At 37.3% G+C, this 14507-nt stretch carries 15 protein-coding genes; 1 reads left to right on the forward strand and 14 read right to left on the reverse strand.

Going from position 1 to position 14507, the window contains the following annotated elements:
• Positions 1 to 256 precede the first annotated feature (256 nt).
• From KI655_RS10335 to KI655_RS10400, 14 genes are read right to left on the reverse strand one after another with little or no spacing between them, the layout of a single operon-like run.
• Positions 257 to 1168 carry an NAD-dependent epimerase/dehydratase family protein gene (locus KI655_RS10335; protein WP_285404425.1) on the reverse strand — a complete coding sequence of 304 codons (912 nt, stop codon included), beginning with the start codon at positions 1166 to 1168 and terminating at the stop codon, positions 257 to 259.
• Complete coding sequence (locus KI655_RS10340) at positions 1165 to 1914, reverse strand: glycosyltransferase family 2 protein (protein WP_285404427.1); 750 nt, start codon at positions 1912 to 1914, stop codon at positions 1165 to 1167. Before KI655_RS10340 ends, KI655_RS10335 begins: the two co-directional genes overlap by 4 nt.
• Entirely contained in the window at positions 1914 to 3173 is a 1260-nt protein-coding gene (locus tag KI655_RS10345; protein WP_285404429.1) for an NAD(P)/FAD-dependent oxidoreductase, read from the reverse strand. Before KI655_RS10345 ends, KI655_RS10340 begins: the two co-directional genes overlap by 1 nt.
• Positions 3170 to 3937 carry a glycosyltransferase family 2 protein gene (locus KI655_RS10350; RefSeq protein ID WP_285404430.1) on the reverse strand — a complete coding sequence of 256 codons (768 nt, stop codon included), beginning with the start codon at positions 3935 to 3937 and terminating at the stop codon, positions 3170 to 3172. The genes KI655_RS10345 and KI655_RS10350 overlap by 4 nt, the downstream gene beginning before the upstream one ends.
• 42 nt (positions 3938 to 3979) lie before the next feature.
• Positions 3980 to 5026 carry a polysialyltransferase family glycosyltransferase gene (locus KI655_RS10355; RefSeq protein ID WP_285404432.1) on the reverse strand — a complete coding sequence of 349 codons (1047 nt, stop codon included), beginning with the start codon at positions 5024 to 5026 and terminating at the stop codon, positions 3980 to 3982.
• A gap of 19 nt (positions 5027 to 5045) precedes the next feature.
• Positions 5046 to 5906 carry a trans-aconitate 2-methyltransferase gene (locus KI655_RS10360; protein WP_285404434.1) on the reverse strand — a complete coding sequence of 287 codons (861 nt, stop codon included), beginning with the start codon at positions 5904 to 5906 and terminating at the stop codon, positions 5046 to 5048.
• Complete coding sequence (locus KI655_RS10365; RefSeq protein WP_285404435.1) at positions 5906 to 6745, reverse strand: glycosyltransferase; 840 nt, start codon at positions 6743 to 6745, stop codon at positions 5906 to 5908. Before KI655_RS10365 ends, KI655_RS10360 begins: the two co-directional genes overlap by 1 nt.
• Complete coding sequence (locus KI655_RS10370; RefSeq protein WP_285404437.1) at positions 6746 to 7306, reverse strand: hypothetical protein; 561 nt, start codon at positions 7304 to 7306, stop codon at positions 6746 to 6748. It lies immediately after the preceding gene.
• Entirely contained in the window at positions 7307 to 8707 is a 1401-nt protein-coding gene (locus KI655_RS10375; protein WP_285404439.1) for an oligosaccharide flippase family protein, read from the reverse strand.
• A gap of 8 nt (positions 8708 to 8715) precedes the next feature.
• Positions 8716 to 9630 carry a gfo/Idh/MocA family oxidoreductase gene (locus KI655_RS10380; protein ID WP_285404440.1) on the reverse strand — a complete coding sequence of 305 codons (915 nt, stop codon included), beginning with the start codon at positions 9628 to 9630 and terminating at the stop codon, positions 8716 to 8718.
• A 48-nt stretch (positions 9631 to 9678) separates the two neighbouring features.
• A complete protein-coding gene (locus tag KI655_RS10385) occupies positions 9679 to 10650 on the reverse strand; it encodes a Gfo/Idh/MocA family oxidoreductase (RefSeq protein ID WP_285404442.1) in 972 nt (323 codons plus the stop codon).
• A gap of 1 nt (position 10651) precedes the next feature.
• On the reverse strand, positions 10652 to 11788 hold the full coding sequence (neuC, locus tag KI655_RS10390) for a UDP-N-acetylglucosamine 2-epimerase (RefSeq protein WP_285404444.1): 1137 nt from the start codon (positions 11786 to 11788) through the stop codon (positions 10652 to 10654).
• Between the two features lie 9 nt (positions 11789 to 11797).
• Positions 11798 to 12838 (reverse strand): N-acetylneuraminate synthase family protein, encoded by a 1041-nt coding sequence (locus tag KI655_RS10395; protein WP_285404446.1) that lies wholly within the window; start codon positions 12836 to 12838, stop codon positions 11798 to 11800.
• Positions 12831 to 13517, reverse strand: coding sequence for a cytidylyltransferase domain-containing protein (locus tag KI655_RS10400; protein WP_285404448.1), 687 nt, complete (start codon positions 13515 to 13517; stop codon positions 12831 to 12833). Before KI655_RS10400 ends, KI655_RS10395 begins: the two co-directional genes overlap by 8 nt.
• A gap of 434 nt (positions 13518 to 13951) precedes the next feature.
• Between KI655_RS10400 and KI655_RS10405 the strand changes: the two genes are divergently transcribed.
• Positions 13952 to 14500, forward strand: a complete 549-nt coding sequence (locus tag KI655_RS10405; protein ID WP_285404450.1) for a sugar transferase — start codon at positions 13952 to 13954, stop codon at positions 14498 to 14500.
• The last annotated feature ends 7 nt before the right edge of the window (positions 14501 to 14507 follow it).

Consider the following 14507-nt stretch of genomic DNA (forward strand, 5'->3'; position numbering starts at 1 on the left):
TGGATAACGTCTAAGTCAAAAATATGTATCTAAGATACAAGCAGCCTTGGGCATCATAAAGCTAATTTGTATCTTGTGCTCACATTTTTACAAGATGCGAACAATATAGCGAACACACTGAACGCTATCATTTTAATCGGTAATTAAAAATCACTCTCTAATATTTTTAATATGTATGAGTTCCAATCACTTATCGCAAATACGGTAAGTCAAGCAATTAAAACCAATAATCATACATATTAAATAGACATCAAAATCAGAACTTACTCTTATCAAGTTTGGCCATACTTTGCGCCATCGTCCATGGCGGATGCCAACCTAAGGCTGTATCTAGTGTCGAAGCATCTACTTCAAGATCACCAAAAAGCTGTTCTATCATCATAGACTTACCTGTTAATTTCCCTAGTAATCGGAAAGCAAAAACCGGTATAGGCATTTGAAGTACTCTCTTTCCCAAACCTTGAGCGATTGAGTCAGTAAACTGACGTATAGATACGGTTTCACCTTCACTAGCCAAAAATACTTTGTTCGCGGCTTTCTCATGTGTGGCACAGCAAACGAGTAAGTCAGCTAGGTTATGAACAGAAATGAAATCACGACGGTTATTTGCACATCTAAATGGTAACAATGGCGACTTCGCTACTAATCTGGATAGAAGCCCAAAATTCCCAGGAGCGTTAGGACCATAAACTAAGGTCGGACGCACAATCACCACCTCCATCCCGGTTTCATTCGCTATTTGTTGCAGCGCTAGCTCAGCTTCATATTTGGAGTTTGTATACTCATTATCAGGTGACACTTCTGAATCTATCTTAAAAGTTGCTCCACCACGAGTAGACGCCCCATTAACGCCTATAGAACTAACGAATACAAAACGTTTAATACCTACTGCAGCAGCATCTCGAGCTAACTTGATCGTACCATCAAGGTTAACATTACGAAGTTCTTCATTATTTACAGCTTTATTATGAGCAAGACCGGCTAAGTGAATAATAGTATTGCATCCATCTAGAGCCTTTGACCAACCAGTGTTACTTTCAATATTCAGTACCACAGCGTCTGAAAAGTCTTCGCTACTAGATCTAACAACACAGCGGTAATCTAGCTTGCCCTGAACAATAAGCTCTCGTCCAATAAACCCTGTAGCTCCTGTCAGTAAAGTTTTCATTTATATTTAAACCACACTACGTTTATTAAATATTTGATGCAGTAGTAAAGGCTCTTCAACCATGAGAAGCCTTGCTCATTTCTATAAATATTCCAAAAGAAGCTAATCAATTTAAACTTGTTAGAACTTACAGAGCCATTAACTAAACGGTAGGTGGCTAAGTTTTCATTAATTCCATCCACAAAATTCCCATCCTTTAAAATACTTAACCAAAGAGCGAAATCTTCATGTCCGCATTTAGGGAATGAACGGTCTTCAAGTAAGCTTTTATGGAGCATAGCTGTCAAGCAACCCACTGAATTATTTGACAATAATTGTTTATACCCCACTTTTTCCGGCGGAGAGTAACTCGCAACCTGTACCCCTCTGGAGTCAATAACACGATAAGCAGTACAAGCAAAAAGACTACCGGACTCCTGCATAAAGGCCAACTGACGCTGCACTTTTTCAGGCTTCCACAAATCATCAGAATCTAGAAATGAAATATACTGCCCTGTAGCCAGCTCTAGCGCTTTATTTCGAGGAGCAGCTGGTGACCCTGAGTTCGTGATAAGCTTATACACTTTGACACGAGGGTCAACGATACTCTCCAGAACATCAAGAGTACCGTCTGTAGAACAGTCATCTACAATAATAAGCTCGATATTCTGATATGTTTGGTTCAGTACAGAGTAAACCGAAGCCAATATTGATTGGGCACTATTGTATGCTGGCATAACAACAGACACCAAAGGTGAGCTTCCCATCAACTAATTTCCTTAGCTAACTTAACCGCATCTTGCATTGAGTCTTCTATCGAGCAGTACTTCCAGTCACCATATCGACCAATAGAGTAAATGTTGTGCTTACTCAACTCCGTGAACACTTTTGATTTAGTATTATTCGATGACTGACTTACATGCACATAGGCAGGGTCCATGACCAAAGTACAATAGGACTCAAGTTTATGATCTGTGATAATTCCAGTGCAACGTAGACCTTCCAAAGTTTGTGAAAGTTGCTTCTCAATATCAACACTATCTTCTGGTGCATAACCAACTTCTACATACATGCTCAGTTTGTCTGATTTGAGAATGTTGTCATAGAAGCCAACGCGATAAAAGTTAATGTCTTTTTGAGGAAAATATAACCAGTGCAGGTCTTCATAAGGAGATTTCTTATCGAAACCTAAGTTCAATACCAAAACCTTATTGTAAGACAGGGACTTCTGCTCGCTAGTAAAGTCGTGACTTGAAAACATTGGAAGGAAACGATTTAGAGGAGCACTATTTATCAAGTAATCAAATTCAATAGTACGTTTATCAGTCACGACTTTTTTACTGATTGCGTCAATAGAAACAATAGGCTCATTAAGTAAAATCCGATCTTCTTTAATATCTTCAGCTAAAGCATCAACGAAAACCTTTGCTCCTTTTTTTGGATAAAGAAAGTGGGCGTTATAACTCGCAACTGACTGAGCCTTAAAAGATCCTATAACCTGATCTAAGTTTGCGTAAGGGAAAAAGCGTCCCATAGCATCTACGTCTAACGTATCCAGATCGCATGCATAAAGCTTTTCGTTGTATGGCTTCAAAAAATATTCAGTAATTGATTTTCCAAACTTTGAATACAGCATATCTAAAAAAGAAGAATATTCATCTTTTTCTTCTCGAAAATAAAGATCATATAAGCAGTTAAGTAATCTTTCCTTTTTCAATTGATGAATATTGGCTTGAAATGGAAAATCAACAAACTGATCGTCAAAGTAAACTTTAGTTACTTTATCCCTCTCTACTAGTTGCTCACTAGAGATCTTATCCTGGAAAAAATCTTTCAGCTCTTTTGTAGCAAAATGAAAAAAGTGACCAGCATAATCCCAAACAAAGCCATCTTGATAGATAGTGCGACAAAAACCTCCAAGCTCAGCCTCTTTCTCAATAATCAAATAGTCTTCGCTATCAACAAAATTGGCAAAAGCTAGGCCTGAAACACCCCCACCTACGATTAAGTACTTAACTTTATTCATTTCTTATGCTCTCTGCTATATTCAAAAGTTCCCTTTAGCATTATTCTTAAACTAGAAAAAAAACTAAACCGATGCTTGATGAGTTGATACTTCTTAATTGTAAATGCAATATCGAATAAGTAACCCCTGACTCCAAATAAACGATAGAAAGCGGCCCCTTTCGAATACAATAGTTCATATGTAATGTCAGTACCCGAACTCTCTGGTGGATGAATGACTATTGGGGTTGGGATATAAACGCATTTAAGACCAGCATCTAGCGCATCTTTTAAAAAAATGATTTCATCATGTACACGATACTTACTACCTAGACCAAACTCTTTATCTAACAGTAACCCTGATTTCTTTATGGCCTCCCTGCGAAAAGTAATCTCAATAGATGCACACTTTAGAATAGAAAGCTCGTTATGAACCATCTCTCTGTTGATATAACCATCCTTAAAAGGCTTACCTTCTGTAGTTTGTATCTGAAATGTTATTAAGTCAGCATCAGGGTAACGAGAGTAAGCATCGAGAATAACTTGTTCATACCCATCAAGATAGCTCACATCATCATCGGCAATAACACAGATGTCCCCAATAGCATTCTCAATAGCCAAGTTTCTACTTAATGAACTACCCCGTTCTGTATTGGAGAGCATCCTTACTGAGCCGTTTGTCTCTATTGACTCATGATCAGCTTGGTTAACAATCAAAAGTGAGGATTCGATGTTTTTTTCAGATAATGGAAAAGATGCCAGGTTCTCTCTATGCATTGTCGCCATTAGTATCTCAATGTCTATACTCATAATATCTTTAAAGTAGGGTTAATTTAGCATCTTTAGTTTTTTAGCAATTAAATCATTCCACATGCTCGTGCAATGAGCATAGAAATGCTCCAATGGTATAAGCTGCATATGCTGTTGTGCAATGGGGGTATTGGTGTTTAGTGCTGCAGTATTTAGCGCAACTCCCACTTTAAATCGAACACCTAGTAAATGCAGAAGTTCAACTGGGAAATCCAACGGTAGCTCCGGACACCCTAAAGGCATTACATCTATTTCTTTAGGATGGCGTTTAACAATAACATCTAATCCCTTATTCTTCAGCTTTTCTAACAATGATTGATAAAGGGCATGTTTGAACTCTAAAGAACATAAACCCGCCTCACTGATAGGCTGTGTTAATAAAAGAGCTTGTTGATTTGCTTTTGAGTAATAAGTCTCCGAAACGCCAAAACACCACATAAGTTTAGATTTGATAGTTTCCTCACGCAGGATATTAAACACATCAAAAACTTGTCGTGTCTTTTGACGTACTAAAGAGCAAGGAATCATATCAGGCTCAGGAGCTTCTACAGCGTCGACCCACTTTTCTTCTCCCCAGATTTGACGCTTAGGGGATAGCCCAAATACTAATCGGACCATTCCTTTCAGAAACGTTACTTTTTGAAATTGATAGCTCGCAAAACCATCAACACGTAGAGTCGTATTTTGACTATGCCCAGCTAAAACCTTTGCTAAGAACGGCCCTGAATGATAGCAATAAAATTTATCAAAAGATTGATCGAAGTAATTATATAATTTCCAAGTAAACGGAGTAATAATATATCCTTTCTTGAAAGATATATTTCTTCGGATAACTCCTGGTAAAAAGGCTCCTCCCCCTGAAAAAGAACGAATAAAATAGGCTTCTTTAATAAAAACAAACCTAATATTAGGAAAGCTCTCTTTCAATCTTCTTCTTAACCTTGGACTAACATATTGAAAGTCAATAGGCATAAAAATGACATGTTCTATATCGCCATCACGTATTGTTTCGGACAGAGCTAGTAATAGATGAGCATAAGTTATGCATAGATGCACATTTTTCATAAAACAATGTCATCCATCATTATCGTTTAATAGTCAATGTGAAATTAACTTTATCATCCGGATTAATAAAAACATCCAAAATTGTTGAAATAGACTTCCGAAAAACTTTATTTATCATAAAAGATTCACTCCTAGAAAGCCTCAAAAGGTTCCATAATGATGCCCAATAACTAACATTGCTCCCTGTATAAACATAGTCCCTAACAGTAAATTGACTAAATAATATCTCTATCGTTTTTTTTGTATATAGAACTCTATGCCTTGGTGTATCTAAGTGAATCCAATTCTTACCAAACAATCTAGCACTTCCCGAACTAATATTTGGAATATCGATAATCACATGAGTCGATTTGTGGGAGTGCATATCAATAAATTTGACGAATTGCCAAGGGTCTTCTAAATGCTCAAGTAATTGAGATGATACAATCACATCAAAATTTCTATCTATTTCTAATGTATCCAACTCCGATTCAAACAACTCTACTTCAGGCAATAGGGCACTGTTTTGCTTTGCTGCACTAACATTCACATCCGTACCCGACAAAGTCGCTTTAGGGAAAGATTGGCCGATATGATACAACAAGGCACCAGAACCACACCCAATATCAATAACTGAAAAAGAATCATTTTTACTATATAGTTCACTTATCTTATCAATAAACACTTGATGAGAATCAGAAATATAATTAATATTCATTTTATGAGGTAAGTAATCATTATAGTATTTACCAAGATTAATACCATCATCGACAATCGACAGTGATTCACAGTTATCACAGAACGTCCAGTCATAAGATTCAACTGAAACACTAAAGTTAATATCTTTACACTTTTTATATTTAATATTAGATAGCGAACCACAAACTTTGCATTTATACATTAGAATAACCATTTAAATATTATTTTAATATCAACCATACAAGTAATTGTTTCGACGAACAACTTTCTTTCTACTGTAAAATTATTTTTAAAACAAGCTAATAGCTTTTTTATATTTCTTAGCTTCAAACCCAAAAGAGTCAATATCAGACCACTCAGTGAATAATCTTCCACATTAGCTTTTATAAAATAATATTGATCTCTAGTATGCTTCCACTTTTGCCCTTTAAAGATATCTGTTGATGGCTCTCGATATACCATCGCTTTGTTATCAAAAAAAACGGAAAAATTGGAGTTAATAAGTAAGCGATAATAAAATTCAATTTCAGGAGCATAATTATAATCTAATGTATTGTAAAATAGCCCTTCATTCTTGAATATTGTCTGAGATGGTGGTGGGACCTCGATAAGTCGCTTATAGTACTTCAGGTACTCCTTATTAGTGAGGTATCCATCTTTGGAAAAAGTATACTTATCACTCTTGATGACATACATACCAAGATCTTCAAATTGGTCAACTTTTTCAAAAAAATTCAATAGACAACCTGGGAAAAGATAATCATCACCTTCTAGCACTAAAAGATATTCACCCGACGCAAATTCGAAGCCATCATTCCAATCGTCAGTTCCGTTCATATCCTTATCGACATAAATGAACTTTATTTTATCATTATTTACTAATGCGCTATTTTCCATAACCCTTCGGGAACGCTCATCACCGTTACGCAAAGTAACTATGATTTCGAAAGATCCAACACCTTGGTTTAAGACCGATGTTATTGCTCTTTCAATGGTCTCAGCTCTTTCATTTGCAGGAATAATGATACTAATAAGACACATTTATAATTCTTCCTTTAAGGTTATCACTACTTCGTCAATACTTTTTACTACACGAATTTTACTACTGGATATTGAAGTGTTAGTAAGTAGTATGCAATTAACATTATTGTTAGCAAATCTTTGAGCATATTTCAATTCATCATCAATATGGAAAGCTATCCTCCCATAGTCGTAATCGTATGAATCTTCATTTTTGGGCTTGTGTACTATATGTTCGAATTTGAAGCCTTTTGAATGCAACCAATCACACATATTTGATTTCATATTTGGGAAACGGCTATCTTCGATTGGTCTAGAAGTAGATATAATCACTAAATAACCTTTTTCGTAAAGGTAACTATTTAGCTTCAACATTTCATCAAATATTTCCAGCTGATACTTATAGCAGCCAAGACGGTATTCGTCTTTTATTTGTGAGTATTGTACTTTAGATAATTTAGACTTAGCGCACTCGACAGAATCAAACTTCAAACCTGTTTTTATCGTTAAATAATTAAGCCAACACTTAGGGTAATCTACCAAAATCCCATCTACATCGAAGCTTATTATATCTTTCTTCATTTACACCCCAGTTAACCTATTAGATAGTTCTTTTGCATAATATTTAGTTAAAAATAGGAGAGCCCCGACAAGTATAACAGATAATTTAATGAAAACTTCCATTATAATAGAAAGATCTAACGAAATAACAATAAAAGATAGCAAATTACAAATCACCACAGTCAATCCAAATCTCCACCATGGTAAAACCACAAAGTAACCTTTTTTACTTCTATTATATTGAGCGCCAAACAAGACTATTTTTGATACCAAGTTCGATATGGCAGCACCAATTAAACCAACAAAGGGAATCAAAAAGAAATTAAAAGATATACTGGATAAAGCACTATAAAAACATGCAACTAGATTATCCTTCGTCAGTTTTTCTTTCAAAAGAAAAAGAACTGTTGAGATAGACATTAAAGCAGAAAGCAGCATGCTATTCAAAAGAATCAGTACATAAATATAAATATCTGAATATATCTCTGACAATACAATATTAATAACGTCATCAATAAATAGAGATATTGATAAGAACATAAGTATCATCAAATATATATTTTTCTCTAGCGTGAATGCAATTTTACTTCTGTTACCTAGTTGGTTTGCCAATTTGTAAAAATATGGGATAAAAACTAACGAAAGAGCACTAGAAAAGACTAAAAGCACAGAAGACATACGGTAAGACATAGCATATAAACCGACTTCCTCATTACCAATAAAGTAGTCGATCAACGCCCTATCCGACATATTATTAACCCAAGTCACTAACATCATAGGAATAAATGCACTGGAATACTTTAAAGAACTCAATATTATAAACTTATCTATTTTTACTCTTTTTTTTGCTTTAGATATAACAATTGGAATATAAACAAGAAATGGCGCTATACATGTCGCATACAAATAGCCTTGAACGGACAAGTCTAAAGTTGCCAGAAAGAAGTAAATAAGAACAACCTGAACAACCGTTCTAAATAGTATTGTTGCTACATATTGGTTTACTTGAGATTTAATATGTAATATTGATAGGTTAATATTGACAACTGCATTAAAATAACAAGCACTCACAATATACACTGAGTAATCACTTGCAAACCCTATATCAAGGCCTTTCAGAAAAACTGATATAAATATCGAAATTAACGCTCCAAGTAAAATCACCGTAACAAGAAGTGAATCTAAAAGAACATTTTTCTTCTTTTGTGTTTCTTGTTCAAAATAGAAAACTTGAACTGACTTATCTAGAGAAAACAATATAAAGATGGAAACAAAAAAGTTTACCATCTCTATTTTTGCTATTTCACCATAACCCTCAGCAGTAAGGTAATGACTATACAAAGGTAGAAGTAGGAAACCACTAAGCTGGGGGAGCACATTGGCCACCCCATACTTTACCGCAGATTGAAAAGACTTTGTCACGTACGAACCTAGTAATTTGCTATTTTCTTATAAAGTTTTGCGTGAGCTACCTGCTCGGACAAAGGACACAAATATTCAACGTCGCCGGATAAAAATGCCTCAACCTGCTTAAATAAACCAGGCTTAAATTCAATATCAATGCTATCATCAATATCAACAAATCTTTGCTCTATACTACCAACCTCTTGAATTTGAAGCTTTTCCATAGGCCTAAAAATCAATCGGTGTTTACTGGTCAAGACTTCAACACTCCAGCGCCCAGGCCCGCCCCAATTCCCACTATAAGAAAATAGAGCACCACTATTACTCACTCCAGCACCAGCGTAAACATACGACCTTTCATGCCATTCAGACGAGCCTGTGGTAAATGATGCTAACTGGCTCGGTGCACCACCAAGATGGAATGCTAGATCCACAACATGAGTAGTATTAGCAAAGAACCAGTTATCTTTTACTGACTCATCTTTTTGAACATCTTTAATTACATGTCCCCATTCCGTTAACTCAAAGTGAAAATTTACTACCTGACCGTCTTCTCTGATTATTTCTCGAGCTTTAGCTACTGATGCATAAAAGCGTCGATTGTAGGCTATATAGATATTAGAATAGAATGTTTCCATCTTATTCAGTAACGTTTCTAATTGCTCCACATCAATCGCTCCTGGCTTCTCTACAAGTAGGTCTTTAACACCAACTGATATAAGGTGGGAGCTAACAGAAGCAAGAGTTTCAACTCCGGTAGCAACAATTGCTTTGGTAATAGAGCGACTCTCTATAAAATCACAGTCAATACCTTCAACGCCACCTAAGAGTGGTTTAATACCTGTAAGCTCTTCAAATTTTTCCGCATTCGTTTTCCCACGACCAACGACCATAAAATCAAGGTTTTGCTTCTTCAAAACCTTAGCGTAGTCAATCGCCATATTGCTAGTACCGACTAGTATTATCATTTTTACATTCTCATTCTTAAACTAGGTAATTGGAGCGATGTCAGTTTGAATTGCAAGCTCATGACTCAATAAAGGGAAAATAGAGTTGAGTAATAATTGATGATGTTTTTTTGATTCTAAATAAGGAGTCAACTGACATTTATCGCTAAGTACTTTTTGAATAAATAAATGCGTTAACCCACTTTGAAATGGCGTTGAGATAGAAAGCTGTTGCGTGGCTTGCGTGTGCTTATTCATCACAGTCATTGTGCCAGCAATTTCGTTTATTACTATAGACTCGTCAATTGTATCAAGTACAATTTCAAAACTCACACCATCACTGCCACCATCTTCACACTCAAGCACTAATGCACTGTGGTAATTTTCAGCATTCGCATTGAAAATACCGATGACTTCTTTATACCCTGCTCGTTTACTATCGACTACATAGGAGCCATCAAGGAAGCTTGCTGAAAATAGTAGCTCAGACTCGTTTAGGTAATGCCACAAATCTATGTAATGGACGGCATTACAAGCAAGTCCCCACCCTTGGCCTGTCACCTTTATATCTACACGTTTGCCTGATAAACGAACCTTTAAATCTTGGTAAAGAGTATACATTCTCCTTGGGCAGTTGACCCAAGCCTTGGTATTATACTGTTCCAACATATGTGATGCTGACTCCAATTCACTCAGAGTCTGAAACAGTACTTTTTCCAACAGCATGTACTTCACATCATTGCTCTCAAGAATATCCTTCATCAATTGATAACGGATTGCAGAGTTTGTTGCAATAATACAAACATCGACTGAGAGGGCCTTAGGCAATTCATCGGTGAATGTCACCTTAGGGGAGCTTTCTATTGCCACTTGTTGGTAACGCTCTCTCGCGACTTCCAATGAATTCGTACTAACATCATATACCCACACCTCGAAAGTGACGTCGAGATGACTCAATGCTTGTAAATGACGACTGCCCAGTTGGCCAGCACCTGCGATGAGTACTGTTTTCATGTTATTCCTTTTCTATTGAAATATCTGAGAACAGCTTCTGCTTCGAAGTGTTCCAAATGTCAGAAGAGCTGAGAATATCGTAGAATTTAGTGTCACTATTTCCACAACCAAACTCTTCATGCTTATCGTAAGTTTTACCCTCTATAACTTGTATAGTTTCAAGGATGATGTCTCTGCGTTCCGGACAATTAACTATCGATTTTGCTGTCGCTCGATTATTTTGTCTTGAGCCGAGGTTAATCGAGGGAATGCCGTAGAAAGGAACTTCTCGGACCCCCGCACTCGAATTACCAATCATAAATTGGCTATTCTTGAGAAGTGTCAAAAAATATTCAAACCTCAGGCTTGGAAAGACTCTAAACCTATCATGTCCGTTAAGCCTATCCAATTCATCGATGATAATATCGGAGCCGCTATCATTATTAGGGTAAACTACAATGTAGTTATAAGTTGAGCTCAACAAGGCATCAACGGTTTCTTTTATGTGCTCACGAATCTTATCGATTTCAGTCGTAACTGGGTGGTACATGAAGACCGCATATTCCTCGAAAGGGATATCGTAACGGTTACGCGCCTTATCCAGCGAAGGCAACTCATCAGATACCATGATATCTAAATCTGGAGAGCCAATATTGAAGATTGTCGACTCTAATTCCCCCAACTGTATCAGTCGACTACCCGCGCGCTCATTGCTTACAAAATGAAGATGTGACATTTTTGTCACAGCATGCCGAATCAACTCATCTATCGTACCAGAGACTTCTCCGCCTTCGATATGTGAGACAAGAATATTATTGAGAGAGCCGACGATAGCACCTGCGAGCGCCTCTACGCGATCACCATGAATAACAATCATGTCTGGCTCGATCTCACGGGCATAATCCGACAGACCAGAGATCGTCTTCGCCAACACACTATCCATAGAATCAGAACGGTTCTGATTAAAGAAGTTATGGGTATTTTCAAAACCACACTTCTCTACTTCTTTACCCGTAAAACCATACTTTTTGAGTAGATGCATGCCTGTCACAAATACATAAGCTTCAAACTGATCCGAATTTTCTATTTTCAACATGAGGCTCTTTAGCTTACCAAAATCTGCTCGAGTGCCTGTCAGAAATAGTATTTTCTTCACCATGTGATACCTCTATAAAAACTCTTTCTTAATTTGAGTATCTGCTTTAATAAACGTGCTTGCTTTTCTTCCCAATAGGCGTTCGTAATCTTCGGCTAAAAAGTCACCTGTGCCAGGTCTTTTCACCCATAGGTTATCCGTCGTAAGCTCTTCGCCCTCATTAATATCTTTTATACTAACTACGCTAGCATAGGCAAAATCAATCGTTACTTGTTCTTCTTTTGCGGCTTCTTTCTTACCACCTCGCATCGTCGCCATTCGCGCTGACATAGCGATAAGCTCTGCACACTCTTCAGCATCCATAGAGCAACAAATATCAGGCCCAGGTCTCTCTTTCGAATCAGTAAAGTGACGCTCTAATACTGAAGCACCCGCGGCAACCGCACCTAGACAAGCTAAGTTATCAATACTGTGATCTGAAAGCCCTACGACTGCGTCAGGGAAAGCTTCTTGAAGCTGTATCATTGCACCAATTCGGATTAAGTGGTCAGGTGTTGGATATAGGTTTGTGGTATGCAATAAGCAAAATTCTGTTTCATGCTTTCTAAATATATTTACGGCTTTTTCAATTGAAGCGATATCATTCATACCGGTGCTAAGAATAACTGGCTTGCCAAAACTTGCGATAAGCTCAAGTAACGGGTAATTATTGCACTCTCCAGAACCAATCTTATATGCCGGAACATTCATCCTTTCTAAGCGAAGTGCCGCAGCACGAGAAAATGGTGTACTAATAAAGATAGCGCCTTTAGATTCTACATAGTCTTTAAGTGCTGTTTCATCTTCTTCGTTCAGAGCACATCGCTCCATTATTTCATAAATCGAAACATCAGCATTGCCAGGAACCACACTTTTTGCTTCTGCACTCATTTCATCTTCAACAACATGGGTTTGGTGCTTAATGATCTCAGCTCCCCCATCTAGGGCTGCATCAACCATCTGCTTAGCAACTTCAAGAGAGCCTTCATGATTAATACCGATCTCAGCGATCACCAACGGGGCAAAATCAAGACCAACTTTTCGACCTGATATTTCAAAAACTGGGTTACTCATCATTACTCTCCATAATTCTTTCTATATTTAGTAAATCTTCTAGCCTATCAATATCCGCTGACTCTTTTTCAGACATTTCATACGGGAAAACGCCATCCCTAGGAATTCCATTACACAATTTAAAACTGTGTGCAGAGAAAATATAGATAGCGCCATTCGGTTGATAAGATTTGGGTAAGTCTTGGCGTCTAGTATAAGGAGCGGAAGCTCCATAAAGCCCACTAATAGTACCGTTTTCATTCAATTTATAGGCTTTAGCTGGACTATGACTCGGCTCAAAAACGCTAATAGTGCAACTAGCTTTACACTTTCCGTGAAGGGTCAATGCTTCTGAAATATGTGTACTGTTACGAAGCGGCGATGTAGGTTGCAACAGCACAATATTCAAAAACGTCTCCAATTTTTGGAGCTCCTGAATTGCGTGGTCGATAACCGCTTCACTCGTGGCCTCATCACTAGCTAGGTGCATTGGACGGCATATGACTTTTGCACCGTACTTTCTACTGACGTCTTTAATCTCTGGATCTTCTGTAGTAACAAATACTTGATCTATTTCCGAACATTGCAATGCTGCTTCGATTGTCCAAGCAATCACGGGTTTACCATTGAGAGGAAGAATGTTTTTTCTAGGTAGCCCTTTGGACCCGCCTCTAGCGGTGATCAATGCAAAGTTTGACATCCGCACTCCTTGTTACCGTTAAGCTCTTAACTCGAAAGTCTCAGAATTAGTTACTAATATTCGATTCGACATATTGGTATGTAACCTCTAAGTACTCGCTTTTAGGTGATAGTAATTGCCTTGCTCTACAATCTAGAAAGCAAGTAAATCCCTACTTCTAGGCTGATAATGAGAGCAAAATTTTACCTGAATTACCTAAACCTCACCAGTAATTTGGGACATCTCACCCAGAAAGCTGAGCTTCCTTATAGGGCGCTCTTCAAGGTCACTAATAGTTAATCAAAATACTCGAATACTATAACCATTCAATGCTCATATCATTTTATGCCAATTACTTTATGTAGGATCAGCCTCTTAGCAGTAAAGAGAATCAGTGCTAGAATGGTCTCTTTATACAATGCAGCAAGCTATCACTCAATTTTAACGAGTAACTAATGATACGTATTTTAGACTTTTTAGCCGCTTTCTTTGGCTTGTTAACGTTATGGCCAGTATTGCTTATCGTTACGATTGTTGGTTTTTTCGACACCGGTTCTCCTATTTTTATTCAAGAGCGTGTAGGACGAAAGAAAAAACCCTTCAACCTTATTAAGTTTCGAACAATGTCTGTTGACACTCAATCTGTTGCTAGTCACTTAGCAAATACTGCTTCCATCACAAGATTGGGGCACTTTTTGCGTAAAACTAAGATTGATGAATTACCACAGCTCATAAATGTACTCAAAGGCGAAATGAGTTTAGTTGGCCCTCGACCAAACTTATTTAATCAAAAAGAATTAATTAGAGAACGTGATGCCTTAGGCATTTACAATGTGCTTCCAGGAATCACCGGTTTAGCGCAAATTCAGAGTATTGATATGTCAACACCGGCTCTCCTTGCTAAAACAGATAAAAAAATGATTGACACACTCACTCTCATCCACTATTTCAGATATATTTTGCTTACTGCAAAGGGCAGTGGTAAAGGTGATGCTGTAAAGTAAACGAGAG

Origin of the sequence: Vibrio sp. D404a, from assembly GCF_030248535.1 — a bacterium.
In the GTDB taxonomy this organism is placed as follows: domain Bacteria; phylum Pseudomonadota; class Gammaproteobacteria; order Enterobacterales; family Vibrionaceae; genus Vibrio.